This window comes from Oryzobacter terrae (genome assembly GCF_042756445.1).
GTDB lineage: Bacteria > Actinomycetota > Actinomycetes > Actinomycetales > Dermatophilaceae > Oryzobacter > Oryzobacter terrae.
This window is the reverse complement of the sequence record NZ_CP170578.1, coordinates 1,996,214-2,022,453: the sequence shown is the minus strand read 5'-3', so window position 1 is coordinate 2,022,453 and position 26,240 is coordinate 1,996,214. Positions and strand designations below refer to the sequence as shown.

General features: G+C 74.4%; 30 protein-coding genes. 10 read left to right on the top strand and 20 right to left on the bottom strand.

Annotated elements, in window-relative coordinates; all coding sequences use genetic code 11:
* Position 1 precedes the first annotated feature (1 nt).
* On the top strand, positions 2-808 hold the full coding sequence (locus ACFWN3_RS09550) for a TrmH family RNA methyltransferase (protein ID WP_377638974.1): 807 nt from the start codon (positions 2-4) through the stop codon (positions 806-808).
* Positions 809-860: 52 nt separating this feature from the next.
* Complete coding sequence (locus tag ACFWN3_RS09545; protein WP_377638972.1) at positions 861-1,496, top strand: VOC family protein; 636 nt, start codon at positions 861-863, stop codon at positions 1,494-1,496.
* Between the two features lie 102 nt (positions 1,497-1,598).
* Here the strand turns inward: ACFWN3_RS09545 and ACFWN3_RS09540 are convergent, their stop codons facing one another.
* From ACFWN3_RS09540 to ACFWN3_RS09505, 8 genes are all read right to left on the bottom strand, one after another.
* Entirely contained in the window at positions 1,599-3,989 is a 2,391-nt protein-coding gene (locus ACFWN3_RS09540; RefSeq protein WP_377638970.1) for a heavy metal translocating P-type ATPase, read from the bottom strand.
* Position 3,990: 1 nt separating this feature from the next.
* Entirely contained in the window at positions 3,991-4,299 is a 309-nt protein-coding gene (locus ACFWN3_RS09535; protein ID WP_377638968.1) for a metal-sensitive transcriptional regulator, read from the bottom strand.
* Between the two features lie 43 nt (positions 4,300-4,342).
* The gene (locus tag ACFWN3_RS09530; RefSeq protein WP_377638966.1) at positions 4,343-4,747 is read right to left on the bottom strand and encodes a hypothetical protein; all 405 of its coding nucleotides are present in this window, start codon (positions 4,745-4,747) and stop codon (positions 4,343-4,345) included.
* Positions 4,748-4,901: 154 nt separating this feature from the next.
* Entirely contained in the window at positions 4,902-5,387 is a 486-nt protein-coding gene (locus ACFWN3_RS09525; protein WP_377638964.1) for a GNAT family N-acetyltransferase, read from the bottom strand.
* Complete coding sequence (gene purB / locus ACFWN3_RS09520) at positions 5,384-6,823, bottom strand: adenylosuccinate lyase (RefSeq protein ID WP_377638962.1); 1,440 nt, start codon at positions 6,821-6,823, stop codon at positions 5,384-5,386. Before purB ends, ACFWN3_RS09525 begins: the two co-directional genes overlap by 4 nt.
* Positions 6,824-6,869: 46 nt before the next feature.
* Complete coding sequence (locus tag ACFWN3_RS09515) at positions 6,870-7,400, bottom strand: low molecular weight protein-tyrosine-phosphatase (protein ID WP_377638960.1); 531 nt, start codon at positions 7,398-7,400, stop codon at positions 6,870-6,872.
* Positions 7,400-8,107: a dethiobiotin synthase gene (gene bioD, locus ACFWN3_RS09510; protein WP_377638958.1), complete on the bottom strand. Its 708-nt coding sequence runs from the start codon at positions 8,105-8,107 to the stop codon at positions 7,400-7,402. Before bioD ends, ACFWN3_RS09515 begins: the two co-directional genes overlap by 1 nt.
* Positions 8,107-9,264, bottom strand: a complete 1,158-nt coding sequence (locus tag ACFWN3_RS09505) for an 8-amino-7-oxononanoate synthase (protein ID WP_377638956.1) — start codon at positions 9,262-9,264, stop codon at positions 8,107-8,109. Before ACFWN3_RS09505 ends, bioD begins: the two co-directional genes overlap by 1 nt.
* A 149-nt stretch (positions 9,265-9,413) precedes the next feature.
* Between ACFWN3_RS09505 and ACFWN3_RS09500 the strand changes: the two genes are divergently transcribed.
* The 5 genes from ACFWN3_RS09500 to ACFWN3_RS09480 all read left to right on the top strand — a co-directional run bounded on the left by ACFWN3_RS09500 (position 9,414) and on the right by ACFWN3_RS09480 (position 12,300).
* Positions 9,414-10,403 carry a hypothetical protein gene (locus tag ACFWN3_RS09500; protein ID WP_377638954.1) on the top strand — a complete coding sequence of 330 codons (990 nt, stop codon included), beginning with the start codon at positions 9,414-9,416 and terminating at the stop codon, positions 10,401-10,403.
* Entirely contained in the window at positions 10,400-10,774 is a 375-nt protein-coding gene (locus tag ACFWN3_RS09495; RefSeq protein ID WP_377638952.1) for a GntR family transcriptional regulator, read from the top strand. The genes ACFWN3_RS09500 and ACFWN3_RS09495 overlap by 4 nt, the downstream gene beginning before the upstream one ends.
* Positions 10,775-10,830: 56 nt before the next feature.
* A complete protein-coding gene (locus ACFWN3_RS09490; protein WP_377638950.1) occupies positions 10,831-11,247 on the top strand; it encodes a pyridoxamine 5'-phosphate oxidase family protein in 417 nt (138 codons plus the stop codon).
* Between the two features lie 39 nt (positions 11,248-11,286).
* Positions 11,287-11,742 (top strand): hypothetical protein, encoded by a 456-nt coding sequence (locus tag ACFWN3_RS09485; RefSeq protein ID WP_377638948.1) that lies wholly within the window; start codon positions 11,287-11,289, stop codon positions 11,740-11,742.
* Positions 11,743-11,811: 69 nt separating this feature from the next.
* Positions 11,812-12,300 carry a DUF1003 domain-containing protein gene (locus tag ACFWN3_RS09480; RefSeq protein WP_377638947.1) on the top strand — a complete coding sequence of 163 codons (489 nt, stop codon included), beginning with the start codon at positions 11,812-11,814 and terminating at the stop codon, positions 12,298-12,300.
* Between the two features lie 13 nt (positions 12,301-12,313).
* Here ACFWN3_RS09480 and ACFWN3_RS09475 read toward each other — a convergent pair whose 3' ends face one another.
* From ACFWN3_RS09475 to ACFWN3_RS09455, 5 genes are all read right to left on the bottom strand, one after another.
* On the bottom strand, positions 12,314-13,657 hold the full coding sequence (locus ACFWN3_RS09475; protein ID WP_377638945.1) for an adenosylmethionine--8-amino-7-oxononanoate transaminase: 1,344 nt from the start codon (positions 13,655-13,657) through the stop codon (positions 12,314-12,316).
* 153 nt (positions 13,658-13,810) lie between these two features.
* Positions 13,811-14,365, bottom strand: a complete 555-nt coding sequence (locus tag ACFWN3_RS09470) for an NADPH-dependent FMN reductase (protein WP_377638943.1) — start codon at positions 14,363-14,365, stop codon at positions 13,811-13,813.
* A gap of 363 nt (positions 14,366-14,728) precedes the next feature.
* A complete protein-coding gene (locus tag ACFWN3_RS09465; RefSeq protein ID WP_377638942.1) occupies positions 14,729-14,974 on the bottom strand; it encodes a hypothetical protein in 246 nt (81 codons plus the stop codon).
* Between the two features lie 4 nt (positions 14,975-14,978).
* Positions 14,979-15,992, bottom strand: a complete 1,014-nt coding sequence (gene bioB, locus ACFWN3_RS09460) for a biotin synthase BioB (protein WP_377638940.1) — start codon at positions 15,990-15,992, stop codon at positions 14,979-14,981.
* A 90-nt stretch (positions 15,993-16,082) separates the two neighbouring features.
* Entirely contained in the window at positions 16,083-16,802 is a 720-nt protein-coding gene (locus ACFWN3_RS09455; protein WP_377638939.1) for an AIM24 family protein, read from the bottom strand.
* A 127-nt stretch (positions 16,803-16,929) separates the two neighbouring features.
* On the opposite strand from ACFWN3_RS09455, the gene ACFWN3_RS09450 reads away from it, so the two are divergent.
* Positions 16,930-17,433, top strand: coding sequence for a hypothetical protein (locus ACFWN3_RS09450; protein WP_377638937.1), 504 nt, complete (start codon positions 16,930-16,932; stop codon positions 17,431-17,433).
* A gap of 151 nt (positions 17,434-17,584) precedes the next feature.
* On the opposite strand, the gene ACFWN3_RS09445 is transcribed toward ACFWN3_RS09450, so the two are convergent.
* The 7 genes from ACFWN3_RS09445 to ACFWN3_RS09415 are packed head-to-tail and all read right to left on the bottom strand — an operon-like array spanning position 17,585 to position 25,165.
* Positions 17,585-17,941: a hypothetical protein gene (locus ACFWN3_RS09445; RefSeq protein ID WP_377638935.1), complete on the bottom strand. Its 357-nt coding sequence runs from the start codon at positions 17,939-17,941 to the stop codon at positions 17,585-17,587.
* Entirely contained in the window at positions 17,938-18,795 is an 858-nt protein-coding gene (locus ACFWN3_RS09440) for a M56 family metallopeptidase (protein WP_377638934.1), read from the bottom strand. Before ACFWN3_RS09440 ends, ACFWN3_RS09445 begins: the two co-directional genes overlap by 4 nt.
* 48 nt (positions 18,796-18,843) lie before the next feature.
* Positions 18,844-19,305, bottom strand: a complete 462-nt coding sequence (locus ACFWN3_RS09435; protein ID WP_377638932.1) for a BlaI/MecI/CopY family transcriptional regulator — start codon at positions 19,303-19,305, stop codon at positions 18,844-18,846.
* 2 nt (positions 19,306-19,307) lie between these two features.
* Positions 19,308-21,041 carry a thiol reductant ABC exporter subunit CydC gene (cydC, locus tag ACFWN3_RS09430; protein WP_377638930.1) on the bottom strand — a complete coding sequence of 578 codons (1,734 nt, stop codon included), beginning with the start codon at positions 21,039-21,041 and terminating at the stop codon, positions 19,308-19,310.
* Positions 21,038-22,669: a thiol reductant ABC exporter subunit CydD gene (gene cydD / locus ACFWN3_RS09425; protein ID WP_377638928.1), complete on the bottom strand. Its 1,632-nt coding sequence runs from the start codon at positions 22,667-22,669 to the stop codon at positions 21,038-21,040. Before cydD ends, cydC begins: the two co-directional genes overlap by 4 nt.
* On the bottom strand, positions 22,666-23,694 hold the full coding sequence (cydB, locus tag ACFWN3_RS09420) for a cytochrome d ubiquinol oxidase subunit II (protein ID WP_377638926.1): 1,029 nt from the start codon (positions 23,692-23,694) through the stop codon (positions 22,666-22,668). Before cydB ends, cydD begins: the two co-directional genes overlap by 4 nt.
* Before the next feature lie 16 nt (positions 23,695-23,710).
* Entirely contained in the window at positions 23,711-25,165 is a 1,455-nt protein-coding gene (locus tag ACFWN3_RS09415; protein ID WP_377638925.1) for a cytochrome ubiquinol oxidase subunit I, read from the bottom strand.
* Positions 25,166-25,347: 182 nt separating this feature from the next.
* On the opposite strand from ACFWN3_RS09415, the gene ACFWN3_RS09410 reads away from it, so the two are divergent.
* Both ACFWN3_RS09410 and ACFWN3_RS09405 read left to right on the top strand, forming a co-directional pair.
* Positions 25,348-25,734: a helix-turn-helix transcriptional regulator gene (locus ACFWN3_RS09410; RefSeq protein ID WP_377645569.1), complete on the top strand. Its 387-nt coding sequence runs from the start codon at positions 25,348-25,350 to the stop codon at positions 25,732-25,734.
* A gap of 10 nt (positions 25,735-25,744) precedes the next feature.
* Positions 25,745-26,221 carry a VOC family protein gene (locus ACFWN3_RS09405; protein ID WP_377638923.1) on the top strand — a complete coding sequence of 159 codons (477 nt, stop codon included), beginning with the start codon at positions 25,745-25,747 and terminating at the stop codon, positions 26,219-26,221.
* The last annotated feature ends 19 nt before the right edge of the window (positions 26,222-26,240 follow it).

The following is a 26,240-nucleotide window of genomic DNA, read 5'->3' as shown; positions in this document are numbered from 1 at the left end:
CATGGCTGAGCTCCACGTGACGTCCGCGTCGAACCCGCGCCTGAAGTCCGTCCTCGCGCTGCGTCGCCGCCGGGTCCGCGAGGACGAGGGCCGCACCGTCGTCGAGGGCTACGAGGAGCTGGGCCTCGCCCTCGACGCCGGGGTCGTCCCCGAGACCGTGCTCCACTGCCCCGAGCTCATGCTCGACCCCGAGCACCAGTCGGCGCTCGTCGCCCGGGCGCGTGACCTCGGCGCGAGCACGCTGCGGCTGAGCCGCTCGGCGTTCGAGAAGGTCGCCTACCGCGAGGGCCCTGACGGCTTCCTCGCGGTCGTGCCCGTCGCCGGCGTCGCGCTCGCCGACCTCGTCCTGCCGCCGGACCCGCTCGTCCTCGTCTGCGAGGGCATCGAGAAGCCGGGGAACCTCGGGGCGATGCTGCGCACCGCCGACGCCGCGGGCGTCGCCGCCGTCGTGGCCGCCGACCCGGTCACCGACTGGGGCAACCCCAACGTCGTGCGGTCGAGCAAGGGCACCGTCTTCTCCGTCCCCGTCGCCTCCGCCCCCCTCGAGGACGTCCTCACCTGGCTGCGCGACCGGGGGATCCGGCTCGTCGCGACGACGCCCGACACCGACGACCTCCACACCGCCGTGGGCTACGCCGGGGCGGTCGCCATCGTCGTCGGGACCGAGAAGGAAGGGCTCACCGACCGGGCCCTGCGCGCCGCGGACGCCCGGGTGCGCATCCCCATGGCGGGCACCGTGAACTCGCTCAACGCCGCCACGGCGGCCGCCGTCGTCGTCTACGAGGCCGTCCGCCAGCGCTCGTCGTGACCCCCGGGGGCCGTGTCCGGAGCACCCTGTCGGATATGCGACCATGAACGGCATGCGAGTTGACCACGTCGTCTATGCGGCAGAGCGCGACGGCCTCAAGGCCACTGCGCGGCGTCTCGCGGAGCGCATCGGCGTCGAGCCGGTCGACGGGGGAGTCCACCCGCGCTTCGGGACGCGGAACATCATCCTTCCGCTGGCTCACGAGCGGTACGTCGAGGTCGTCGAGGTGCTCGACCACCCGGCCAGCGACAAGGCGCCCTTCGGCCAGGTCGTCCGGGCGCGGTCCGAGGCCGGCGGCGGTTGGCTCGGCTGGGTCGTCCAGGTCGACGACATCGGCGAGCAGGAGAAGCGCCTCGGCCGCGAGGCGGTCGTCGGCAACCGGCACCGTCCCGACGGGGTCGAGCTGCGCTGGAAGCAGCTCGGGGTCAGGGGCCTGCAGGCCGACCCGCAGCTGCCGTTCTTCATCCAGTGGGAGGACGGCGTCCCCCACCCCTCCGGTGACGCGAACACCGAGGTGACCATCGACTCCCTCCAGATCGCCGGCGACCCCGACCGGGTCCGCGACTGGCTGGGCCTGCCCGCCGACTACACCTCGTCGGTCATCGACTTCACCTTCGTCTCGCCCCACGGCACGCCCGGCCTCATGGCCGTGACCTTCGAGACGCCCGCGGGCGAGGTCGTCATCTGAGGCACCTCCGCCCCGCGCCGCAGCGGCGCGCCACGCACGAGGACCCCGGCCACGGCCGGGGTCCTCGTGCGTGCGGGTGCGGGGCGCTGCGCCCGGTCCGGCTCAGCCCGTGCGGGTCCAGCCGCGCAGCCGGAGGCTGTTGCCGACGACGAGCACGCTCGACATCGCCATCGCCGCCCCCGCGATCATCGGGTTGAGCAGGCCGGCCATCGCGAGCGGGATCGCGGCGACGTTGTAGCCGAAGGCCCAGAAGAGGTTCTGCTTGATCGTGCGCAGGGTCGCACGCGAGAGCATGATCGCGTCGACGACGGCGGGCAGCTCGGCTCGCAGGAGGACGATGTCGGCCGAGTCGGCGGCGACGTCGGCCCCGCTGCCCATGGCGATCCCGAGGTCGGCCTGGGCGAGGGCGGCCGCGTCGTTGACGCCGTCCCCGACCATCGCGACGACCCGTCCGCGCGACTGGAGCTCGGCGATCATCGCGTGCTTCTCCTCCGGGCGGACGTCGGCGAGGACGCGGCCCACGGGGATGCCGACGTCGCGCGCGACGGTGAGGGCCGCCTGGTCGTGGTCGCCGGTGAGCAGGTACGCCGGGAGCCCCGCGGCGGCGAGGTCGCGCACGGCGCGCTGCGAGCTGCGGCGGACGGTGTCGGCGACGGTGAGCGACGCGTGGGCGACGCCGTCCCAGCCGACCCAGACGGTCGTGCCGTCGACGGTGGGCCGGGCGAGGTCGCGGGGGACCTCGTCGAAGAGGTCGGCGCGGCCGACCGTGACGACGGTGTCCTTGAGCTGCGCCCGCGCGCCCGAGCCGGGGAGGGCCGCGAACTCCGTGGCGCGGGGAAGGGTCAGGGCCCGGCTCGACGCGGCCTCGACGATGGCGCGGGCCACCGGGTGCTCGCTGCCCGACTCGACGGCGGCGGCGGCGCGCAGGGCCTGGTCCTTGGGGAGGCGCCCCGACGTCGCGACGTCGACGAGCGTCATCCGGCCCGTCGTCACCGTGCCGGTCTTGTCGAGGACGACGGCGTCGACGCGGCGGGTGTCCTCGAGGACGTCGGCGCCCTTGATGAGGATGCCGAGCCGCGCACCGCGTCCCGTACCGACGAGAAGGGCTGTGGGAGTGGCGAGCCCGAGGGCGCAGGGGCACGCGATGACGAGGACGGCGATCGCGACCTCGAGGGCCTTGGCGGGGTCGCCGGTCCCGACCCACCAGCCGACGAAGGTCAGCAGGGCCAGGGCGAGGACGACGGGGACGAAGACCGCCGAGACGCGGTCGGCGAGCCGCTGGACGGGCGCCTTGGTGGTCTGGGCACGCTCGACGAGCCGGGCGATGCCGGCGAGCGTCGTCTCGGACCCGACCCGGCTCGCCTCGACGACGAGGCGGCCGGTGCTGTTGATGCTGCCCCCGACGAGCTCGTCGCCCGGTCCGACGTCGACGGGCAGCGACTCCCCGGTGACGAGCGAGGCGTCGACGGCACTGGTGCCCTCGACGACGACGCCGTCGGTCGCGACCTTCTCGCCGGGGCGCACGAGGAAGCGGTCGCCGACGCCGAGGTCGTCGATGGGGATGCGGACCTCGGTCGTCACCCGGGTGGCGGGGTCGACCCGCTCGACGGCGACGTCCTTGGCGCCCAGCGTCATGAGGCCGCGGAGCGCGTCGCGGCTGCGGTCGGTGGCCCGCGCCTCCATCCAGCGTCCGACGAGGAGGAAGGTCGTGACGACGGCCGCGACCTCGAACCAGATGTGGCTGCTCTCCTCGCCGGCCATCGCCATCCCGGTGCCGGCACGGCCCAGGAGGACGACGACGACCGAGGACAGGTAGGCGGCGAGGACGCCGATGGAGACGAGGGTGTCCATCGTCGAGGCACCGTGGCGCGCGTTGAGCGCGGCGGCGCGGTGGAAGGGCCAGGCGGCCCAGAGGACCACGGGGGTCGCGAGGACGAGCTGGACCCACGGGCTCGCCGGGAAGTCCAGGCCCGGCACCATCGCGAGGAGCAGGATCGGCACGCTGAGGACGGCGGCGACCATCGCGCGCCGCTTGAGCGCGTCGGCCGGCGCGACCGCGTGGTCGAGGTGGTTCGTGTGGTCGCCGTGCTCGCGGGGCTGCGTGTGGTCGCCGTGCTCCGCGTGCTCGTCACCCGCACCCCCATCGAGCGATCGGTCACTCCCGGTACGGGGAGCGTCCGTCGCCGAGGAGCTCGAGACGGCGGTGAGGGAGAGGGTGCGGACCGGCCGGTGCGCGGGCGGGCCCCCGCGACCGGCGACCTCGGCTCCGTACCCGGTGGAGCGCACGGTGCTCAGCAGGTCCTCGACGGTCACGGGGTCGGCGTAGCGGACGGTCGCCTTCTCGGTGGCGAGGTTGACGACGGCGTCGACGCCCTCGAGCTTGCCGAGCTTGTTCTCGATGCGCGCCGAGCACGAGGCGCACGTCATCCCGGTGATGGCGAGGTCGACCTCGTGGACCTCGTCGGGGGTGGGGCGGTCGGTGGTCTGGGTCATGTCAGCTCCTCACCAGTCGGGCGATGGCGGCGCTCGCCTCGGTGACCTTCGCGGCCGCGGCCTCGTCGGACTCCCGTGCGGCGTCGACGACGCAGTGCGCGATGTGCTCCTCGAGCAGGCCCAGGCTCACGGCCTGGAGGGCGCGGGTCACCGCGCTCACCTGGGTGAGGACGTCGATGCAGTAGGCGTCCTCGTCGACCATCCGGGCGATGCCGCGGACCTGGCCCTCGATGCGTCGCAGGCGCTTGAGGTGGTCGTCCTTGTGCTCGGAGTACCCGGGGGGAGCCGTCGCGTGTGCGTCCATGACCATGCCAACAGGGTACCCCTATGGGGTATTCCTGACGACGACCGGGTCAGCCGAGGTGCCCCGTGACGAGCCTCGTCGGCGCCTTCGCGGCCCATGCGTCGGTGACGACCTCGGCGAGCTCGACGTACTCGAGGGCGCCGAGGTCGCGCTCGCGGACGAGGACGGACTGGTGACCGTCGAAGTGCGGGGTCGTGAACCACGGCGGTCCGGTCTGGAGGAGTGCCTCCTTGTCCTCGGCGCCGGGGACGAGGATGACGATGACGTCGTCCATCCGCTCGCCGGTGTCGGGGTCGAGCGCGTCCTTGCGCGGCTCGCGCCAGAACAGGAAGCCCTTGCCGTGGACGGCGGACGACGGATGCTCCTCGGTGCCCTCGCGGACCACGTCGGGCAGCGACAGCGCGAGGGCGTCGACGTCCTCACGGGTCACGGGCGCGGGGTCCTTCGTCGGCATCCCTCCACGGTGCCACACCCCCTCGCGTGTGCCCAGGTGGTCGCCCGGGCGACCACCCGGGCACACGCGCCGGTGGGGAGCTCGCCGTGGTCGACCGGTTCCTCACCACCGACGCCCCGGCGCCCCGGTGCCCGGCTGACCAGGGAGCCGTCGCTCAGAGCTCGAGGGTGAGGAAGACGCTGTGGCGGTCGGGGTGGTAGGAGCCGAACGGCTCGCACGGGGAGAAGCCGGCGCTCGCGTAGAGCGCCCGCGCGGCGTCGAAGGCCGGCACGACCCCGGTCTCGAGGCTGACCCGGCGCGCCCCGGACGCCCGGGCCTCGGCCAGCGCGTGGGTGAGGAGTGCCCGGCCCAGGCCGAGACCGCGGACGGAGGCGGACGCCCTCATCGTCTTCAGCTCGAGGTGACCGGACCCGACCTCCTTGAGCGCGACCGACCCGACGAGCTCGCCGTCGAGCTCGGCCACCCACAGCCGCACGCCCGGCACCCGGAACTGGTCGAGGGTGAGGGCGTGGCGGCTCTCGGGGGGAGCGGTGGGCTCCATCTCGGCGAGGTGCTCCGCGAGCAGCACGGCCACGCGCGGGTCGTGGAGGTCGGCCGGGACGACCCGGACCGCACCGAGCGTGGGCAACGACGCGCTCACCGCAGGTGGTCGACGAGCTCCGGCGCGAGCCCGACGTAGGTGGCAGGCGTCATCGTGGCGAGGCGCTCCTCGACCTCCGGCGGGAGGCCCAGGCCCGTGACGAAGGCCACGAGGTCGTCGCTGCCGATCCGCCGGCCGCGGGTCAGCTCCTTGAGCCGCTCGTAGGGCTCCTCCATCCCCGGGACGCCCGCGGCGCCGAGGGCCCGCATCGCCGACTGGATCGGCTCGCCGAGCACCTCCCAGTTGGCGTCGAGGTCGGCGGCCATCGCGGCGGGGACGGCGTCGAGGCCGTCGAGCCCGCGCGAGGCGTTGTCGATCGCGAGGAGGCTGTGCCCGAACGCGGAGCCGATGTTGCGCTGCATCGAGGAGTCGGTGAGGTCGCGCTGGAGGCGGCTCTGGACGAGCGTCGCGGCGAGGACGTCGAGGAGGGCGTTGCTCACCTCGAGGTTGGCCTCGGCGTTCTCGAAGCGGATCGGGTTGACCTTGTGCGGCATCGTCGAGCTGCCGACGGTGCCCTGCCCGCGCACCTGGGCGAAGTAGCCCATCGAGATGTAGGTCCAGACGTCGGTGCACATGTTGTGCAGGACCCGGTTGAAGCGGGCGATGTCGGCGTAGAGCTCGGACTGCCAGTCGTGGCTCTCGATCTGGGTCGTCAGCGGGTTCCACGTCAGCCCGAGGTGCTCGACGAACTCGCGGCTCAGGGCCTGCCAGTCGGCGCCCGGGACCGCCGCGACGTGGGCGCCGTACGTCCCGGTGGCGCCGTTGAGCTTGCCGAGGAACTCGGCGTCGTCGACGCGGGCGAGCTGGCGCTGGAGCCGCCAGGTGAGGACGGCGAGCTCCTTGCCCATCGTCGACGGCGTGGCGGGCTGGCCGTGGGTGTGCGACAGGAGCGGGACGTCGCGCAGGTCGGACGCCATCGTCGCGAGCTTCTCGACGAGCGCGGCGGCGCGGGGCAGCCACACCTCGTGGACCGCGCCCTTGACCATGACGGCGTAGGAGAGGTTGTTGACGTCCTCGCTCGTGCAGCAGAAGTGGATGAGCTCGGCGAGGCCACGGTCGCCGTCGCCGGGGGCGATGGCGGTGAGGCGCTTCTTGAGGAAGTACTCGACCGCCTTGACGTCGTGCTGCGTCACCCGCTCGGTGGCCGCCATCTCCTCGATCTCGGCGGCGCCGAAGGTGCGCACGACGTCGCGCAGGGCCTCCTGCTCGGCGGGGGTGAGGCGACGGACGCCCGGGACGACCTCGCGCTCGGTGAGGTGGATGAGCCACTCGACCTCGACGTGGACCCGGGCGCGGTTGAGCGCCGGCTCGCTGAGGTGGTCGACGAGGTCGGCGACCGCGCCGCGGTAGCGCCCGTCGAGCGCCCCGAGGGCGATGGGCGGCTCGGCGTCGGCGAGACGGGTCGAGGCGGCGAGGCTGGTCGCGTCGGAGGCCATGGCCCCATCCTCCCAGAGCCCCGGGTGGCCCCGTTCCACGGTCCGGTCAGGCGCGGTCGCGGCCGTCGAGCGCGGCGCGGACGTGGTCGACGATGCCGGGGACGGCGGCGGTGACCTCGGCGTAGGTCTGGTCGTAGGCGGGGTCGGTCCCATACCAGGGGTCGTCCATGCCCAGCTCGCCGGCCGCCACGGCGTCGGGGTCGAAGGAGCGGAACAGGCGCACCTTCGCGCGGTCGGAGGGACCGGACGCCATCGACAGCAGCCGGTCGACGTGGACGTGGTCGACCGGGAGGACGAGGTCGGCCTCCTCGAACCAGCTCGGCTCGAACCGGCGAGCCCGGTGCGAGGACCACCCGGTGTCGGTGTGTCCGTTGCGGCGCAGGACGGCGGCGGTGCGGGGGTGCATCCCGTTGCCCGTCTCCTCGTCGGAGGTGCCCGCGGAGTCGACGACGACCCGGTCTCCCAGCCCTGCGTCCTCGAAGGCCTCGCGCAGCAGGTACTCGCCCATCGGGGATCGGCAGATGTTGCCCCAGCACACGACGGTGACCCGGTACGGCCGCTCGGACCCGGTGGCCATCACTCGATCCCGAACCACGTCGGGACCCCCGCGAGGAAGTCGGCCCGCGACAGGGCGCCGGCGCCGGCGGGGACGCGGCCCCACAGCGGCGCGCCCGTGACGGACGGCAGGTCGACCAGGTTGCTCTCCTCGGCGACGCCGGGCTCGTCGGGCCACGCCCCGATGACGACGCCGAGGAGTGGCAGGGACCGGGCGGCCAGCGCCTCGGCCGTCAGCGCGGCGGTGTTCAGCGTCCCCAGGCCGGCGCTCGCCACGAGGACGACGCCGCAGCCGATGCCCTTGTAGCGCAGCCCGGTCCCGAGGTCGGCGAGGGTGCCACCACGCGAGTCGAGGCGGACGAGGAGCCCGCCCGCGCCCTCGACGAACACCACCTCCGACGCGGCGGCGATCTCGCCGACCCGCTTGGCGTGCGACGCGATGGGCGGCAGCGTCACCCCCGCACGGCGCGCGGCGGCCTCGGGCGACAGCGGGTCGCGCAGCCGGACGAGCTCGTGGGTGGCGACGTCGTCGCCGACGAGCCGACGCACCTCGTCGACGTCCCCGGGCTCCCCGTCGGCGAGGCCGGTCTGGGCGGGCTTGACGACCGCGACGCTGCTCCCCCGCTCGCGGACGACCGCGGCCAGTGCGGCCGTGACGACGGTCTTGCCGACCTCGGTCCCCGTGCCGGTGACGAGGACGACGGAGGTGAGGGAGCGCGGGTCGGCCATCAGCCGACGAGCTCGGGGGTGGCGGACCCGGGCTCGCGCCGACCGGCGACGAGGTCGAGGACGTCGCACGCGCGGTCGAGGTCGTCGTCGGTGTGGTCGGCGTGGGCGGTGAGGCGCAGCCGCGACGAGCCGTCGGGCGTCGACGGCGGGCGGAAGCAGCCGATCCGGATGCCGTGCTGACGCGCCGTCTCGACGGCCTCGACGGCCTCGAAGGGACCGGCCATCGGGACGGACATGACCGCCCCCGCCGGGACCGCGACCCCGCACGCGGCGGCCAGCCGGGCGGCGTTCGCGTGGAGCCGGGCGGTGAGCTCGGGGTGCTCGCGCAGGACCTGGATCGCTGCGAGCGCGGCCCCGGCCGACGCGGGCGCGAGACCGGTGTCGTAGATGAACGGACGCGCCGTGTTGACGAGGTGCTCGCGGACGACGGGCGAGGCGAGCACCGTACCGCCCTGTGCCGCAAAGGACTTCGACAGCGTGCCCGTGACGACGACGTGCTCGGGCAGCGCCGGGGCGGCGGCGGCGACGAGTCCGCCACCGCGCGGCCCGACGACACCCAGGGCGTGGGCCTCGTCGATGACGAGGATCGCGCCCACCTCGGCCGTGAGGGCGATGAGGTCCTCGACCGGGGCGGCGTCGCCGAGGACCGAGTAGATCGACTCGGCGACGACGACGGCGCGGGGGACGTCGCGCCGGCTCAGGAGCTCGGCGTAGTGCTCGAGGTCGTTGTGCCGTGCCACCGAGACCGCGGCGCGGGACAGGCGGCACCCGTCGATGAGGCTGGCGTGGGCGTGCTCGTCGCTGACGACGAGGGTGCCGGCGTCGGCGAGGGTGCTCAGCGCCGCGAGGTTGGCCGCGTAGCCGCTGGAGAGGACGAGGGCCGCCGGGGCGCTCGTGAGCGCGACGAGCGCGGCCTCGAGCTCGTCGTGGACGTCGAGGGTGCCGGTCACGAGGCGCGAGGCCCCGGCGCCCGTGCCGTAGGTCTCGGCCGCGGCGACCGCGCCGGCGACGACCGCCGGGTGGGTGCGCAGGCCGAGGTAGTCGTTACCCGCGAGGTCGAGGCCGTCACCCGACTTCGTCGTGGCGAGCCGTCGGGTGAGGCCGGCCTCCGCACGGGTGGCGGCGGCCTCACGGATCCAGTCGAGGGGGCTCGTCACGGCGTCGATCCTGCCACGACCGCCCGACGAGGGCCGGGGCGAGCCCACGAGGTGCTCCCCGGCAGGCGCAACCGGGCGCCCACCGGGTCCGGACGACGAGTTTGTGGCAGGTGCTTGACACAAGTGGCCGCGAGCGCCATCCTCTCGTCTTGTACCAGTTCATCGACACAAGATCCGGGGGCACCACCGTGGGCTTTCTCCTCCTCGCCGTCCCGTTCGGCGTCATCGGGCTCGTCGTGGCCCTCCTCCGGCGGGTGGTCGTCACCGTGGGGCTCAACGAGCAGGCGGGCGCGGTGGCCATCGCCCGCCACACCCGCGGGTGGCGCGTCGTGGGCCTCCTCCTCGGGCTGGTCGTCGCGGTCCTCCTCCTCGTCCTGGGCGAGCGCGTCGACGCCCTCGGCCGCCTCACGGCCCTCGCGCCGACGGCGCTCGGTGCGGGCATCCTCCTCGGGACGATCGCGGGCGAGCTGACCGCCCGGGCTCCGGTCGGCATCCGCCGCAGCGCGACGATGGAGCGACGCCGCCTCGGCGCGCTGGTGCCTCGGGGCCGTGCGGCCGTCCTCGGGACCGCCACCGCCCTCCTCGTCGCGGTGCTGGCGCTGGGGGCGGCCTGGGGCTCGCCCGACGACCTGGGGCGCGCGGGCCGGGCCTACTCCCGGACGTGCGAGGTCGTCCTCCCCGACCTCGGCCGGACCACGCTGGGCAGCAGCAGGGGCCCCTGGCCCGGGTCGTTCTACGCGGTCCCCCTCGGGGTCGCCCTCGTGGTCCTCGCCCTGCTCGTCGTCCTCGCGCTGCGGGCGGTCGTGGCCCGGCCGCGTCCCGAGCTCGACAGCCACGGCCTCGACACCACCCTGCGTCGGTGGTCGGTGGGCAACGTCCTCATCGCGGCCACGGTCACCGTCCTCGGGACACTCGGTCCCGTCGCCGGGCTCGTCGCCTCCGCCCTGTCGGGGAACCAGTGCCCGAGCACCGCCCTCGAGTCCGCCGTCGCGTGGGGGGCGGCGGTCGTGGCGCCGGTCGCCACCGGCGCGGCCCTCGGGATGCTCGCGGGTCTCGTCCTCACCCCGACGATCCGCGTCGACGACCTGCCGCGTCCGCTGCCCGGGGACACGGCGCCCGTCGGCGCCCCGGTCCGATGACGCTGTCCACCGTCACGGTCGACGTCCTCGACCCCACCCCGCCCTACGAGCAGCTGCGCCGCCAGCTCGCCGACCTCATCGGCAGCGGTGTCCTCGGCGCGGGCGACCGGCTGCCGCCCGTCCGCCAGCTCGCGGCCGACCTGGGGCTCGCTCCGGGGACGGTCGCGCGCACCTACCGCGAGCTCGAGCAGGCGGGCTACGTGAGGTCGCGCCGGGGCGGCGGGACCCGGGTGGCGCCCACGCCCCCCGCCGCCGTGACGCCGCAGCGGGCCCTCGACGAGGCGGCGGCCGCCTACCTCGAGCGCGCGCGCGTCCTCGGCCTCACCCGTGACGACGCCCTCGCCGCCCTCCGCCGCGCCTCGGGCGCCTGAGGGTGGAGGCGCCGGGCTAGCCTGCCGGGACGTCCCCCACCTCCCGAGGAGTCCCCGTGCCGAAGGCACCCCTGCCCCCCGACGTCGCCGAGCTCTTCGCCCGACCCAACCCCGCGGTCGTCGCCGTGCTGATGCCGAGCGGTGCTCCGATGGCCGTCGCCACCTGGTACCTCGTCGAGGCCGACGGGACCGTCCTGCTCAACATGGATGCCTCGCGGGCCCGCCTCGAGTGGATGCGCGAGCGGCCCGAGGTGGCCCTCACGGCCCTCAAGGAGGGCGAGTGGTACACCCACGTGTCGGTCCGCGGTCGCGTCGTGCGCTGGGAGGACGACCCCGAGAAGGGGCTCGCCGACATCGACCGGCTCTCCCGCCACTACGGCGGCCAGGACTACCGGGTCCGCGACCGGGCCCGGGTCAGCTGCTGGGTCGAGGTCACCCACTGGCACGGCTGGGGCGAGGCCAAGGCCGACTGACCCCTGTCCCCCGAGGCGCCGCTGCGCGATACTCCGGAGATGGACGAGGTGGTCACCGCACGGGAGGGCTTCGGGCTCCGCTCCGCGGCACGGGTCGCGGCCAGCCTCGTCGTCGGGGTCGTGCTGCTGCGCTTCGGCCACCTCACGGCGCAGGTCGAGGACGGGGCGGGGCTCGCGTGGTCGCTCGTCGCGGTGGTCGTGACGATCGGGGCCGCCGGCTCGGCGGGTGGGCTCGACCCGGCCGGGATCGCCCGGTGGGTCCGCAGGCACCGGTGGCCGCTCGCCCTCGGCGTGGCCCCGGCCGTCGTGTCGTGGGTCGCGGTGGCCGCCGGGGTGCGTGAGCTGGCCTGGCTCACCGACCCCTCCCCGGTCGGGGCGGCCGGCCTCGGGCTGGCGCTGTCGTCAGTGCCGGTCGTCGTGGGGTGGGTCGCGGGCGCGGGCGCGGCCGTCACCGGTCGGGGTCGTGGGCTCGGGGGCGCGCGCGCCCGAGGGTGACCGTGGCACGGCGTGCGGTCGCACGGCCTAGCGTGGGTGGCAGCGCCACCTGAGCCGTCCGGAGGACCCATGAGCGAGCAGCCGTACCCGACCACCCCGCTGACGAGCGCCCGCGTCATCCCCGACGCCAACTGGCACGCCCGCAGCAAGGCCTCGCTGTCGACGGGGGAGCGCGCCGCCGACCTCATGCGCAACGGGATGGGGAGCTGGCGGTTCGTCTTCGCCTTCCTCGCGTTCATGGGCGTGTGGGCCGTGCTCAACTCGGTGACCCGCGGGTGGGACCCCTACCCGTTCATCCTGCTCAACCTCTTCCTCTCGATGCTCGCGGGGCTGCAGGGCGCCATCCTCCTCATCGCCGCGAAGCGCCAGGACGCGATCGCGGCCGACCTCGCGCAGCACGACTACGACACCAACGTCGCAGCGAAGCACGACGTCGAGGTGCTGCTCGAGGCCACGGCCGAGCAGCTGCGCCTGCTCCGGCAGCTGCACGACGACCTCGCGGGGCGGCTCGACCGCCTCGACCGGGGCCCGGCGGCACCGGCGGCTCCGGCGGGGTGACCGTGGGGCCGGCTCAGCCGTGGACGTCCTCGATGGCCGCGACGAGGGCGGTGGTCACGGTGGCGAGGTCGGCGTCGGAGGTGACGTAGGGCGGCATCGTGTAGACGAGGGTGCGGAACGGGCGGACCCACACGCCGCGGGCGAGGGCGGCGGCGGTGACCTCGGCGACGCGCACGGGCTCCCTCAGCTCGACGACGCCGACGGCCCCGACGGTGCGGACGTCCGCGACCGACTCGAGCCCGGCTGCGGCTCCCAGCCCTTCGCGCAGGGCCCTCTCGATCCTCGCCACCTCCGACGCGGTGTCGCGCGCGGCGAGGAGGTCGAGGTTGGCGCTCGCGACGGCGCAGGCCAGCGGGTTCCCCATGAACGTCGGGCCGTGCATGAGGCCACCCGCCTCGCCGCGGCTGACGCCCTCGGCGACCTCGCGGGTGCACAGGACGGCGGCCAGGGTGAGGTAGCCGCCGGTGAGGGCCTTGCCGACGCAGAGGATGTCGGGGGGCGAGGCGAGGCGGTCGCCGGCCCAGAGAGGTCCGGTGCGGTGGAAGCCGGTGGCGATCTCGTCGTGGATGACGAGGGCGCCGTGCTCGCGCGCGAGGTCGTGGAGGACGCCGAGCGCGTACGGCGACCAGACGTGCATCCCGCCGGCTCCCTGGAGGACCGGCTCGACGACGACCGCGGCGACGTCGCGGGCGTGCTCGGCGAAGAGCGCCCGGGTCGTCCGCTCCCACGCGACGGTGGCCGGGTCGTCCGGGGCGAGGTCGAGGCCGCCGGGGGGCCGTGGGGCGAAGACGTGCTCGGGGAGGACGCCGCGGAAGAGCGAGTGCATCCCGCCCTCGGGGTCGGTGACCGACATCGGGGAGAAGGTGTCGCCGTGGTAGCCGCCCCGCACCGTGAAGAACCGGGTCCGGCGGCGTCCGGCCGCGAGGTGCCACTGGAGGGCCATCTTCGTCGCGACCTCGACCGACACCGACCCGGAGTCGGCGAGGAAGACGTGCTCGAGGCCGTCGGGGGCGAGGTCGACGAGGCGCCGGGCCAGGCCGACCGCGGGCTCGTGGGTGAGGCCGCCGAACATCACGTGCGACATCCGGCCGAGCTGGGCGCGGGCGGCGTCGTCGAGCTCGGGGACGCGGTAGCCGTGGATCGCGCACCACCACGAGCTCATGGCGTCGACGACCTCGCGCCGGGTGCCGTCGGGGCCGCGCAGGGTGAGGCGGACGCCCTCCGCCGACTCGACGACGTGGGGGTCCTGCGGGGTGAGCGCCGAGGAGTAGGGGTGCCAGACGTGGGCGCGGTCGAACGCGAGCAGCGCCTCGAGGGCGGCGGAGTCGTCAGGGTCGTCAGGAGTCGGCGCGGGCATCGCGCCCATCATGCCGCCCCGACTTTCCCGCCTGGTGCCAGAACCTTCGGTGGGGCACCCCGAGGTTCGGGGTGCCCCACCGACGGTCCCGTTGCCCAGGGCGCCCGGGGCCGGGCGAGGGCCGTCCGAGGTCGGGGGGGAGACGGTCGAGGGTCAGGCGGCGGAGCGGGTGGCGTCGACGGCACGCGTGAGGCGACCGACGAGGGTGCGAAGCTCGGCGTCGAGCGCGGCGTCGCCGAGGCGCCCGTCCTCGAAGGCCTGGAAGGAGGCGCCGACACCGAACGTGTCCTCGATGACCTCGGCCCCGGCGACGCGCAGGACCTTGACGCCGTCCTCACGGGCCCACTTCGCCGCGTTCGGCGAGCCGCTCGCGCCGATGACGGCCGCGGGCTTGCCGGCCATCGCGGCGGTGCCGCGGGGGCGCGAGACCCAGTCGACGGCGTTCTTCAGGGCGCTCGGGAGCGAGCCGTTGTACTCGGGGGTGACGAGGAGGACCGCGTCGGCGTCGGCGACGGCCTCGCGCAGGTCGCGGGCGACCTGGGGCAGCGCGTCGTCGTGGTCGAGCTCCTCGGAGTAGTGCGGGAGGTCGGCGAGGCGCTCGAACACGGTGCCGGTGACGCCCGCGGGAAGGTGCGCGACGGCGGCATCGGCGAGCTGGCGGTTGGTCGAGCCGGCGCGCAGGCTGCCGACGAGGACGAGGACGTTCATGGGGGTTCTCCTGGAGGGAGGGGGGCGGATCGAGCAGGGCGATCGACGCTGATCTAGAAGTTGAACCGTCAACTACTGTGCCACATTCCGAGGCCGGGTCCGCCATCGAGCAGCCCTGCCCCGGCGCGTGTGCTTACGTGGCTGTCCTGGCGACCATCCGAGCACACGAGGCGAGGACCACCCCCGCGCGTGTGCTCAGGTGGCTGCTCTGGCGACCACCTGAGCACACGAGGCCAGATTCCCCCGGCGCGTGTGCTCACGTGGCTGCCCTGGCGACCACCTGGGCACACGAGGCCAGATCCCCCCGGCGCGTGTGCTCACGTGGCTGCCCTGGCGACCACCTGGGCACACGAGGCGGGGACGCTAGGACCAGGTGGAGTGCTCGACGGTGCCGTGGGCGACGCACGTGGCGGTCCACGTGCCCGGGGTGACCTGCACCTTCATCCGGCGGCGGCACCGGGCGCAGAAGCGCGGGGGCTCGAGCTCGGCCCGGCGGGCGCACCGCTCGTGCCCACCCGACGCCACGGCCTCGCCGCACTGCCCGCACCACTCGCCGACCTCGCCCGACCGGGCGACCGGCTCCGACCCGACCCCGTCCACGAAGATCACCGGCTCAGAGGGTGTCGTTGAGGGCCTTGATCGGCATCTCGAGCTCCTCGAGCAGCGCGAGGTCCTCCTTGGGGTCGCGCCCGAGGGTGGTGAGGTAGTTGCCGACGATGACGGCGTTGATGCCGCCGAGCAGACCGTCGCGGGTGCCGAGGTCGCCGAGGGTGAGCTCCCGTCCTCCGGCGTAGCGCAGGATCGTGCGGGGGAGGGCGAGCCGGAAGGCGGCGATCGTGCGCAGGGCGTCGCCGGTCTCCATCGGCTCGAGGTCGCCGAACGGGGTTCCGGGGCGGGGGTTGAGGAAGTTGAGCGGCACCTCGTGCGGCTCGAGCTCGGAGAGCTGGGCCGCGAGCTCGGCGCGCTGCTCGAGGCTCTCGCCCATCCCGACGAGCCCGCCGCAGCACAGCTCCATCCCCGACTCCTTGACCATGAGGCAGGTGTCCCAGCGCTCCTCGAAGGAGTGCGTCGTGACGACGTTCGGGAAGTACGAGCGCCCCGCCTCGAGGTTGTGGTTGTAGCGGTGCACGCCCATGTCGACGAGCTCGTCCACCTGCTCCTGCGTCAGCATGCCGAGCGACGCGGCGACCTGGATGTCGACGGCGGCCCGGATGGCGGCCACGCCCTCGCGCATCTGCTGCATCAGCTTCTCGTCGGGACCGCGGACCGCGGCGACGATGCAGAACTCGCTCGCCCCCGTCTCGGCGGTCTGCTTCGCGGCGCGCACGAGCTCGGGGATGTTGAGCCACACCGAGCGCACCGGCGAGGTGAACTGGCCCGACTGCGAGCAGAAGTGGCAGTCCTCGGGGCAGCCGCCGGTCTTGAGCGAGATGATCCCCTCGACCTCGACCGCCGGGCCCTGGTACTTCATCCGGACCGCGTGCGCGAGGGCGAGGAGGTCCTGGAGGACGTCGTCGCCGGTGCGCAGGACCTCGAGCACCTGCTCCTGGGTCAGCGGGACCCCGCGCTCGAGCACCTGCTCGCGCGCGACGTCGAGGATGCCGGTGTCGGTCGCCTGAGCCGTCATGTCCGGCATTGTTCACCATCGCCGTCCCCGCGCCCGCGGGCGTTCACCTCGCGGCGCGGGGACGGTGGTGCACGCCCTCGACCGGTGGGCCTACTGGAACAGGCTGCCGAGGCCGGCCGAGCCGCTCTGCTGCTGCGGGCCGCCCTGGGGGACCGACTCGCTCGGCTGGACGAGGACGTGGCCCTGGCCGCCGAAGGCCATCTGGAGCATCTCGCCCGTGCCACCGCGGATCATCGAGCCGATGCCGCCGGTGTCGACCCGGACGTCCATCGAGACGCCCGAGGTCCACAGGACGACGGCCTGCGCGTCGGCGAAGGTCGGCGACGAGGCGACGTCGAGGGCGACGGGGTCGCCCTTGGTCGTCACCGCGACGTAGCCGGTGCCGCGGAGCGAGACGTTGTACAGGCCGCCGGTCATCGCGGCGCCGCGCGCCTGGATGCGGTGGATGTCCCACGCGATGGAGTTGGAGAAGGCCAGGACGTTCGCGCCGTTGACCGAGATCATGTCGTTCTCGAGGTACATGACCTGGATCTCGGAGGCGAGGTCGGCGACGAAGAGCTCACCGTTGCCGGAACACTGCATCATCTTGACGCCCTCGCCGGTGGCGGCCGCCTTGAGCATCTTGCCCAGGCCGCCCGAGCCCTTGTTCGCGAACCGCACGTCGCCCTGGTAGGCGACCATCGACCCGGTCCGCGCCCACACCTCGCCGAAGCGCATGTCGATGCGCAGCATCTTCTTGTTCTGCAGCGAGAACGGGTCCGAGGCGTCCTTCTCCCGGAACTCGTTGAACAGCGACCCGTGGATGGCCATGTGCTTTCCCCGCCCTTCGTCCAGACCAGGCCTGTCGCCCGGTTCGTCGGCTCCCAACGCTAGGCGCAAGGGCCTGTCGCGGCCTAGGGTTTCGGGAAGGATCAGGAACCAGTCAGGGAGGTCCCGGATGAGCTTCTTCGAGCGCGCCAAGGCCGCAGCGACCGACCTCGCCTCCAAGGCGGACGTCGCGATGCAGCAGGCCGGCATCAACACCCCGGGCGGAGGTGGTGGCGAGCGCACCCTGCGCGACCTCGGCGTGCTGGCCTACCTCGAGGCCACGGGCCGTCCGGTCGAGGCGGCCGACCGTGAGCGGGTCCTCGGTGAGCTGCGCGAGCTGGAGTCGTCGGGACGGCTCGGACCGCTGACGCTGACCCCCTCGTACGCCCCCGGCACCCCGCCGCCCCCGCCCGGAGCGGCCGCCGCCGGTGCCGGCGTCCCGGCCGCACCGCCGCCCCCGGGAGCGGGCGCACCGGCCGCCCCGCCCCCGCCTCCCGGCGCCTCGGCCCCGCCGCCGGCCTCGGCCCCGCCGCCTGCGTCAGCGCCGCCGCCCCCGCCCCCGAGCGCACCGGACGAGCCGCCGACGACGCCCTCGGGTGCGACTCCGCCCCCACCGCCTCCCTCCTGGGCCTGACCCACCCGTCGAGGTCGCGCGACATGCCCACGGACCGGGCCGACGGTCGGCATGTCGCGCGACCTCGACGGCGGGGCGGTGGCCGATGAGGACGATGCGCCGCCGCCGAGGATGATGCGGCGCCGCCGACGCCGAGCCCGTCGCGGACCGGTCAGTCGCTGAAGAGGACCCGGCGGAGGACGTCGGCCTCGGCGGTGAGGCGCTGCGCGTCCTCGAGGCGCCCGTGCCCCGCCATCTCGGCCGCCGCCCGGACCCGCTCGTCGACCTCGACGACGACGACGGCGCGGACGTCGTCCTCCGAGAGCTCCCGCCGTGGCGCGTCGGCCGCACCGGCGCCGACGGCCGCGTCCTCGACGGCGCCGGCCCGCGGCACGGTGTCGACCGGCACGGCCTCGGCGTTCGACACCGCGGCCAGGGCGGAGCGGAGGGCGGCGACCGCCACCCGGTCGCGGGCCTTCATCGCCGGGGTGAGCCCGGCCGAGAGTCGTTCGCGCAGTGAGCTGCTCATGTCCAGGCCACCCCGAGGAGGATGAGGGGGAGCGTCGCCGCGAGGACGGCGACGAGGTAGGCGACCGCGGTGAGCGCCGGAGGAGCCGGACCGTCGGCCAGGAGGCGCAGCCGGACGGGGGCGGTGGTCCCGGCGCCGAGCGCGGCGTCCGGGGTCCGCCCCTCCGCGAGGGCGACGAGCGCCCGGGCCGTCGCGACCTCACCGCTGCGGCGCACGGCGGCCCGGTCGGCGAGCGCCTCGACGAGCAGGCTCACCTCGGCGAGCGCGGCGTCGGAGTGCAGCGGGCGGGGGACGGCCTCGTGGGCCACGCTGAAGAACTCGAGGAGGAGGTCGTGGCGGCCGCGCAGGTGGGCGTGCTCGTGGGCGACGACGGCCGAGAGCTGGTCGTGCGGCAGCGCGTCGAGGACGCCCTGGGAGAGCACGACGCGGGACTGCCGCCCGGGGATGCAGTAGGCGGTGGGGGTCGGGTGCTGGAGGACGCGGACCCGCACGTCGCCGGTGGCCTCGTCCGGGGCGCCCACGACGTCGACGATCTCGCGGTGCCGGGCCCGCACCCGGCGCAGGCGCATCCCGACGTCGTGACCGGTGACGAGCAGCCGCACGAGGACGGCCCCCGACAGCACCCCTGCGGCGGCGACGAGCCACGGGTGCTCGAGCGGGGTGTCGCCGCCGACGAGGAGCGGCACGGCGGCCGGGGCGGCCGCGAGGGCGGCGAGGATCCCGCCGACCGTGACCGCCTGCCACGCGACGAGGGCGGCGCGCGGCGTCCGGCGGAACCGGTGGCGGCGCGCCAGCAGGCCGGGGGCCACCCAGGCGAGCAGGACCGCCAGCCCCGCGAGGACGATCGGGATCACCGGACCATCGTGACAGGCGGCCGGGCCCGGTCGAGCAGGGTCTCGCGGTCAGCGGCGGCGCAGCCGGCCCTTCCTCGATTTCTCGTCGTCGGCGGCGGTGCGGCCGGCGTCCTCGGCGCGGGCCTCGACCTCGGCCAGCGCGGCCTTGAGGTCGGCGAGCTCGTCGGTCGTCGCGCCGTCGAGGAAGTGGAGGAGGGCGGCCCGGCGGTCGGTGACCTCCATGTCGACGAGGGTGCGGCGCATCGTCTGCGCGGTGAGGGCCTCACGGGTGTCGGCGGGGAAGTAGCGCCAGGCGCGACCGTCGCGCTCGCGGGTGACGAGGTCCTTCTTCGCCAGGCGGTCGAGGACGGTCATCACCGTCGTGTACGCGATCTCGCGGTCGCGGAACCGCTCGTGCACCTCGCGCACGGTCGTCCCCGCGAAGTCCTTCGCCTGCGAGGCGTCCCAGAGGTGCTCCATCACGACCCGCTCGAGGTCACCGAGTCGTGGGGCTGAGGTCGAGTGCGGCATGGCTACTCCTTATGGGTCGGCAGCGAGGGTACGCCGAGGTCGAGCACCTCGTGGAACCGGTCGAGGGATTCGGGCCGGTGGCTGACCATGACGACGCTGCGCCCGGCGGTCGCGTCGAGCACGTCGTCGAGGACGGCGGTGGCGGTGGGGTGGTCGAGGTGCGCGGTCGGTTCGTCGAGGAGGACGACCGCACGGTCGGCGAGGACGGCCCGGGCCACCCCGATGCGGGTGCGCTCGCCCCCGGAGACGCCACGTCCCCCGGTGCCCAGGCGGGTGTCGAGCCCGTCGGGCAGGCCGGCGGCCCACGACCCGAGGCCGGCGAGCCGGAGGGCCTCGTGGACCCGGCCGTCGTCGGCGTCCGGACGGGCCAGGCGCAGGTTGGCCGCGAGGGTCGTGGCGAAGACGTGGGGCTCGTCGTCGACGACGGCCACGTGACGGCGGACGTCCTCGAGGGGAAGCCCCGTGACGTCGGCCCCGTCGAGGCGGTGGGTGCCCCGGGCGGGGTCGAGGTGCCGGGCGAGGACGGCGAGCAGGGTGCTCTTGCCCGACCCGTTCGGCCCGACGACCGCCACCCTCGTGCCGGGCTCGAGCGCCAGGTCGGTCGGGGCGAGCTGCTCGCCGGCACCCGCCCACGAGGCCGCCACGCCCTCCAGCTCGACCCGCGCCCCCGGTGCAGCTCCCGACTCCAGGACGGCAACACGCCGATGCCCGGGCCCGTCGCTCGGCGTGTTGCCGTCCTCAAGTGCGAGCGGCGGCGGGCAGGGCCGCGGGGTCGGGGCGGCGCCCGGGACGGGGTCGGTGACCGCGGGCCGCTGCGCGAGGAGGGCGTCGAGCCGGTCGGCGCTGCCCTGAGCCCGGGCGAGCGAGCGCATCGTGTCGACGAGCGGCGCGAGGGCGTCCCCGACGGCGACCGGGACGACGACGAGGAGCGCGGCCACGGGGGCCCCGAGCACCGCGGGGTCGACCAGCAGGGCCGCCCCGAGCGTGGCCACACCGGTGGCGAGGAGGAGGACGAGGGAGACGAGCGCGCGCCCGCGGCTCTGGCGACGGGTCGCCTCCCGCCACGTCGCGTGGGCGTCGGCGAGCCAGGTCACCGCGGTCGCCTCGGCGCCGACGGCCCGGAGGTCACCGGCGTGCCGCGCCACGAGGTCGCTGACCCGCACCACCTCGGCCCGCGCGGCGAGCAGCTCGTCGCGGGAGCGGGACTCGACCCGCCACGCCATCAGGCAGGCGAGCGCCACGGCGAGGAGCAGCCCCGCGACGACGAGCCCGACCGCCGGCGCGAACCACGAGACGAGCAGGGTCGCGACGAGCCCGGCGACCGCACTCGACACCAGGGGCACGGTGACCCGCACCGTCGCCTCGGTGGCGTCGGTGAGGTCGTCGACGACCCCCGTGAGGACGGCCGAGCGCGACCGCCGGCCGAGCCGCGCGGGCGTCAGCGGGATCAGGGCCGCGTAGACCGAGGCCCGGCGCCGGGCGAGGTCGCCGAGGGCCACGTCGTGCGAGACGACGCGCTCGAGCCACCGGAGCACGGGCCGGGCGATGCCGAAGGCGCGGACGCCGACGATCGCCGTCAGGAGGGTGAGGATGACCGGCTGCTGCGACGCCCGGACCACGAGCCAGCCCGACGTCGCCGTGAGGGCGATGCCGGCCGAGGTCGCGGCGCCCCCGAGCAGCCCGGCGAGGAGGACGTCGCGCGACGGCCGGAGGAGGGAGGTGCGGTGCGGGGTCATCGGCGGGCCCCGTCCTCGACGAGGGCCGGCTCGAGGACGACATGGTGGTCGGCGAGGGCGACCAGCTCGGGTCGGTGGGTCACGACGACGACGGTCCGCCGCTCACCGAGGGTGACGAGGAGCTCGTGGACGGCCGCCGCGGACGAGGCGTCGAGGTGGGCGGTCGGCTCGTCGACGAGGAGGACGGGTGCCGCCGACAGCGTGGCCCGGGCCAGGGCGACCCGGGCCCGCTGCCCGGCCGAGAGGCCGAACCCGTCGTCGCCGAGGGGCGCCGACAGGGCGTGCGGGAGCGAGGCGACGAACCCCTCGAGACCGGCCTCGCGCAGGGCCTGCCAGAGGGCGTCGTCGGGGGCGTCGTTGCCGAGGCGCAGCGCGTCGCGCAGGGTCCCGGCGGGGAGGAAGGGCCGCTGGGTCACGAGGTGGGCGGCCCCGGCGTCGACCGACCCGGCGTCGGGGGTGCGCAGGCCGGCGACGAGCTCGAGGACGGTGGACTTCCCGACCCCCGACGGGCCGGTCAGCGCCGTCAGGCCCGGACCGGCCGCGAACGAGACGCCGGTGAGGGCCGGCGAGGCGGCACCCGGGTAGGTGTACGCGACGTCCACGACGCGCACCCCCACCTCCTCGGGTCGCGTGTGCTCGGGTGGCTGCCCCGACGACCACCTGAGCACACGCGGCGAGGAGACAGGGGCCGGAGCGGAGCCCAGCTCGGCGAGGATGCCCTCGAGCGCCTCGGCCCCGTCGGCGGCGGCGTGGAACTCGGCCCCGACCCGGCGGATCGGCCAGTAGGCCTCCGGGGCGAGGAGGATCGCGAGCAGCCCGGCCGAGAGCGTCATCGACCCGTGGGTGAGCCGCAGCCCGACGACGACGGCGACGATCGCGACCGAGATCGACGCGAGGAGCTCCAGGGCGGCCGAGCTCGTGAACGCCAGGCGCAGGGTCCTCATCGTCGCGACCCGGTGGCGCCGGCTGACCTCCTCGACGACCTCGACCTGGTGCTGCGCCCGGCCGTATCCGACGAGGGTCGGCAGGCCCCGCACGACGTCGAGGAAGTGGCCCGCCAGCGACGACAGGGCCGCCCACCGGCGCTCGGTCTCGGCCTGGGTCGCCCGGCCGATGAGCGCCGCGAAGAAGGGGAGCAGCGGCAGGGTGAGCAGGACGACGAGCGCCGACAGCCGGTCGACGGCGACCAGCGCCGCGACCGCGAGGACCGGGACGACGGTCCCCGAGACGAGCGCCGGGAGGAAGCGGGCCGCGTAGGGCTCGACCGCCGCCGCTCCCTGCGCCGCCAGGGTCACCGCGCGGTCCGGGTCGGGGCGGCGCTCCGCCGGGACCGAGAGCCAGTGGGCGACGAGCCGCTCGCGCAGTGCCACGGTGACCTCGACCCCGGCCCACGCCGCCATCCGTTCGGCGACCCAGCCGAGGGCGGCCCGCACGAGGAACACCGTCCCGAGCCAGAGCGCCGGCCCCCGCGCGGCCTCCCCGGAGACGACCGCGACGACGAGCGCCGCCAGCGCGACCGCCAGGCCGATCGTCGCCACCCCCTGGAGGACGCCCACGACCGCGAGGACGACCACCGGACGGCGCGCGGCCGGAGCCTCCCTCAGCAGTCGCGGGTCGAACGGTCTCACCGCACCGACACCGCCTCGGGGATGTGCTGGGTGCCGAGCCGCTTGCGGAACGTCCAGTAGGTCCACGCCGTGTACGCGAGGACGACGGGGGTGAACACGAGCGCCGCGACGGACATGATCTGCAGGGTCAGCTCGCTGCTCGACGCGTTCTCGATGCTCAGCGACAGGCCGCCGAGCAGGGTCGAGGGCATGACGTCGGGGAAGAGGGCGAGGAAGTAGGTCGCCACCGCCGACGCGATCGTCACCGCCGTGCCGGCGAAGGCCCAGCCCTCGGCGCCCCGGGTGTTGGCCCCGATCGCGGCGAGGAGCGAGACGGCCGCGACCGCGCTCGTCAGCCAGGTCCACGCCGTGCCCTGGGTGAGCCCGAGCCAGAGGAGGAGCGCGACGGCCAGCAGCGCGCTGCCGAGGCCGAGCCACGTCCCCAGCCGCGCCGCCTCACCGCGGATCTCGCCGCGCGTCTTCAGGGCCAGGAAGAACGCGCCGTGCGTGAGGCTCAGGCCGAGGACGACGAGCCCGCCGAGCAGGCTCGGGACGTTGAGCAGGGTGAACACCGAGCCGGTGAACTCCATGTCCTGGTCGATCGGCAGGCCCCGCACGAGGTTGGTCAGGGCCACCCCGACGAGGAACGGGGCGAGGACCGAGCCGCCGATGATGGCCAGGTCCCACCGCCGCCGCCAGGTCGCGTCGTCGCGCTTGCCCCGGTACTCGAAGCCCATGTTGCGCACGATGAGGGCGACGAGCAGGACGAGGAGCGGGAGGTAGAACGCCGAGAACATCGTGGCGTACCAGTGGGGGAAGGCCGCGAACGTCGCGCCGCCCGCGGTGAGCAGCCACACCTCGTTGCCGTCCCAGTGCGGCCCGATCGTCGTGAGCATGAGGCGGCGGCGCTTCTCGGTGTCGGCCGCGTCGGTACCGGCGCCGAGGACCGGGAGGAGCGCCCCGACACCGAAGTCGAAGCCCTCGAGGACGAGGTAGCCGGCCCAGAGCAGGCCGATGAGGCAGAACCAGAAGAGTGCGTAGTCCATGACGGGTCCTCCGGGGTCAGTAGGCGAACTGGAGCGGGGCGTCCTCGTCGGCGTCCGCGTGCTCGCGCGGGTCCTCGAAGGGGTCGGCGCCGCGGCGGACGTAGGTGAGGAAGAGCCTGACCTCGATGACGGCCAGGACCGCGTAGACGAGGGTGTAGGCGAGCATCGAGATCCAGACCTCGGTGACGCTGACGGAGGGCGAGACCCCGGAGGACGTCGTCATCAGGCCGTAGACGACCCACGGCTGGCGCCCGGCCTCGGTGAAGATCCAGCCCCAGCTGTTCGCGAAGACCGGCGCGAGGGGGGTGAGCACGGCGACCCACACCCACCACCTCGACCGCGGCACCCCGTTCCGGCGCGTGACCCACAGGACGGCCGCGCACGCGGCCATCGTCGCGAAGCCCAGCCCCATCATGAAGCGGAACGACCAGTAGGTCAGCGGGACGACGGGCGTGTAGTCGTCGACGAGGACGAGGGCGCCGACCTCGGGGCCGTAGCGTCCGGCGACCCTCTCGGCCATGGCGCGCTCGCTCGCCTTGAGGTCGTTGATGCCCTCGACGGTGCCGTCGAACGAGCCCGTGCCGAGGAAGGAGAGCAGCCCCGGCACCTCGATGAGGCGGGTGGCCTCGCTGCCGTCGAGCGAGCCGATCGACAGGACCGAGAAGGGCGCCCGCGACGTCGTCTCGTACAGCCCCTCGGCCGCGGCCATCTTCATCGGCTGGACCTCGGTCATGATCTTGCCCTGGACATCGCCCGTGACGACGACGGCGAGCGAGGCCACGAGGGCCATGACCGCGCCGAACCGGGTGGCGCGGCGGTACATCGGGGCGTCCTTCGTCGTGCCGTGCTTGCGGAGCAGCCACAGCGAGACGCCCATGATCGTCGCCCCGCCCACCATGTAGGCCGAGGTCACGACGTGGGGGAAGGTGACGAGCTGGACCTTGTTGAGCAGCACCGCGACGAAGTCGGCCATCTCCGCCCGGCCGGTCTCGGGGTTGAAGCGGTAGCCGACGGGGTTCTGCATGAACGAGTTCGCGGCGAGGATGAAGTACGCCGAGAGCACCGTCCCGATGTGGACCAGCCACATGCACCCCGCGTGGAGCTTCTCGGGGATGCGTCCCCAGCCGAAGATCCAGATGCCGAGGAAGGTCGACTCGAGGAAGAACGCGAGGAGGGCCTCGAGCGCGAGGGGAGCGCCGAAGATGTCGCCGACGAAGCGCGAGTAGTCCGACCAGTTCATCCCGAACTGGAACTCCTGGACGATGCCCGTCACGAGCCCGAGGGCGAAGTTGATGAGGAGGAGCTTCCCGGTGAACTTCGTCATCCGGAGGTGGTCGGGGAGCCGGGTCCGCAGCCACTGGGTGTGGAAGACCGCGACGACGAGGGACAGCCCGATGGTGATCGGGACGAAGAGGAAGTGGTAGACGGTCGTGATGGCGAACTGCCACCTGGCGACATCGACGGCATCCATGGGCGGGCTCCTGGGGCGACGGTCAGATCTGTCAACGACGGTGCGTAGTACAAACTACACGACGTCGTAGCGAGGTCGCGGGCGAGGTCGCCCCTCGCCGTGTGACCTCCCGCACGCCGGTGTGGGACCGTGGACGGGTGCACCGTGACGACCTCGTCCGGCTCCGCAGGGCCCGCGACCGGATGGACCGCGACTTCGCGCAGCCGCTCGACGTCCCGGCCCTCGCCGCCGACGCGCTGATGTCGGTCGGGCACTTCCACCGCAGCTTCCGCGAGGCCTTCGGCGAGACGCCCTACCAGCACCTCATGACGCGCCGGGTCGAGCGGGCGGCCGCGTTGCTGCGCGTCGGGGACCTCGGCGTCACCGACGTCTGCATGGCGGTCGGCTGCACCTCGCTCGGCTCGTTCAGCAGCCGGTTCACCGAGCTCATGGGGTTGACGCCGAGCGAGTTCAGGGCGCAGGCGCACGAAACGGCGCGCGTCATCCCGACGTGTGTGGCCAAGCAGGTCGACCGACCGCGGCGGAAGCGGTCAGGTTCGGAGAAGCGCGAGGAGACCACCGGTGCCTAACGTCGGCGACATGGACACCAACACCAGCACCCGGACCGCCGCCGCGGCGGCACACCCCTCGACCGCGTCGCTCCGCGTCGCGAACTGCTTCCTCGTCGTCGACGACCACGACAGGGCGCTCGAGTTCTACCGCGACGTCCTCGGCTTCACCGTGACGAACGACGTCAGCCAGGGCGAGTACCGCTGGCTGAGCGTCTCGCCCCCGGCCCAGCCCGAGCTCGAGGTCGTCATCCAGTCGGTCGGGATCTACCCCGGCAGCTCCGACGACGACCGCGCCGCGATGGACACCCTGCTCGCCAAGGGCCTGATGTCCTCCCTCATCCTCTCCGTCGACGACGTGGACGCCCTGTTCGAGCACGTCGCCGGCTCGGGCGCCGAGGTCCTCCAGGAGCCCGCGGACCAGTTCTACGGCGTGCGGGACTGCGCCTTCCGCGACCCCGCCGGCAACATGATCCGCGTCAAGACGCCCTTGCCGAAGGACTCCTGACCCGAGCCGCCGCTCGCCG

What these genes read in the sequence shown, in the direction of transcription:
- ACFWN3_RS09455 (WP_377638939.1), bottom strand. Translation starts at nt 16,802, where the DNA reads ATGGCCATCCACGGGTCGCTGTTCAACGAGTTCCGGGAGAAGGACGCC.
- cydB (WP_377638926.1), bottom strand. Translation starts at nt 23,694, where the DNA reads ATGGACTACGCACTCTTCTGGTTCTGCCTCATCGGCCTGCTCTGGGCC.
- purB (WP_377638962.1), bottom strand. Translation starts at nt 6,823, where the DNA reads ATGGCCTCCGACGCGACCAGCCTCGCCGCCTCGACCCGTCTCGCCGAC.
- bioB (WP_377638940.1), bottom strand. Translation starts at nt 15,992, where the DNA reads ATGACGGCTCAGGCGACCGACACCGGCATCCTCGACGTCGCGCGCGAG.
- ACFWN3_RS09550 (WP_377638974.1), top strand. Translation starts at nt 2, where the DNA reads ATGGCTGAGCTCCACGTGACGTCCGCGTCGAACCCGCGCCTGAAGTCC.
- ACFWN3_RS09545 (WP_377638972.1), top strand. Translation starts at nt 861, where the DNA reads ATGCGAGTTGACCACGTCGTCTATGCGGCAGAGCGCGACGGCCTCAAG.
- ACFWN3_RS09475 (WP_377638945.1), bottom strand. Translation starts at nt 13,657, where the DNA reads ATGCCCGCGCCGACTCCTGACGACCCTGACGACTCCGCCGCCCTCGAG.
- ACFWN3_RS09495 (WP_377638952.1), top strand. Translation starts at nt 10,400, where the DNA reads ATGACGCTGTCCACCGTCACGGTCGACGTCCTCGACCCCACCCCGCCC.
- cydC (WP_377638930.1), bottom strand. Translation starts at nt 21,041, where the DNA reads ATGACCCCGCACCGCACCTCCCTCCTCCGGCCGTCGCGCGACGTCCTC.
- bioD (WP_377638958.1), bottom strand. Translation starts at nt 8,107, where the DNA reads ATGGCCGACCCGCGCTCCCTCACCTCCGTCGTCCTCGTCACCGGCACG.
- ACFWN3_RS09540 (WP_377638970.1), bottom strand. Translation starts at nt 3,989, where the DNA reads ATGACCCAGACCACCGACCGCCCCACCCCCGACGAGGTCCACGAGGTC.
- ACFWN3_RS09450 (WP_377638937.1), top strand. Translation starts at nt 16,930, where the DNA reads ATGAGCTTCTTCGAGCGCGCCAAGGCCGCAGCGACCGACCTCGCCTCC.
- ACFWN3_RS09515 (WP_377638960.1), bottom strand. Translation starts at nt 7,400, where the DNA reads ATGGCCACCGGGTCCGAGCGGCCGTACCGGGTCACCGTCGTGTGCTGG.
- ACFWN3_RS09530 (WP_377638966.1), bottom strand. Translation starts at nt 4,747, where the DNA reads ATGCCGACGAAGGACCCCGCGCCCGTGACCCGTGAGGACGTCGACGCC.
- ACFWN3_RS09405 (WP_377638923.1), top strand. Translation starts at nt 25,745, where the DNA reads ATGGACACCAACACCAGCACCCGGACCGCCGCCGCGGCGGCACACCCC.
- ACFWN3_RS09410 (WP_377645569.1), top strand. Translation starts at nt 25,348, where the DNA reads ATGGACCGCGACTTCGCGCAGCCGCTCGACGTCCCGGCCCTCGCCGCC.
- ACFWN3_RS09435 (WP_377638932.1), bottom strand. Translation starts at nt 19,305, where the DNA reads ATGCCGCACTCGACCTCAGCCCCACGACTCGGTGACCTCGAGCGGGTC.
- ACFWN3_RS09485 (WP_377638948.1), top strand. Translation starts at nt 11,287, where the DNA reads ATGGACGAGGTGGTCACCGCACGGGAGGGCTTCGGGCTCCGCTCCGCG.
- ACFWN3_RS09445 (WP_377638935.1), bottom strand. Translation starts at nt 17,941, where the DNA reads ATGAGCAGCTCACTGCGCGAACGACTCTCGGCCGGGCTCACCCCGGCG.
- ACFWN3_RS09470 (WP_377638943.1), bottom strand. Translation starts at nt 14,365, where the DNA reads ATGAACGTCCTCGTCCTCGTCGGCAGCCTGCGCGCCGGCTCGACCAAC.
- ACFWN3_RS09415 (WP_377638925.1), bottom strand. Translation starts at nt 25,165, where the DNA reads ATGGATGCCGTCGATGTCGCCAGGTGGCAGTTCGCCATCACGACCGTC.
- ACFWN3_RS09535 (WP_377638968.1), bottom strand. Translation starts at nt 4,299, where the DNA reads ATGGTCATGGACGCACACGCGACGGCTCCCCCCGGGTACTCCGAGCAC.
- ACFWN3_RS09480 (WP_377638947.1), top strand. Translation starts at nt 11,812, where the DNA reads ATGAGCGAGCAGCCGTACCCGACCACCCCGCTGACGAGCGCCCGCGTC.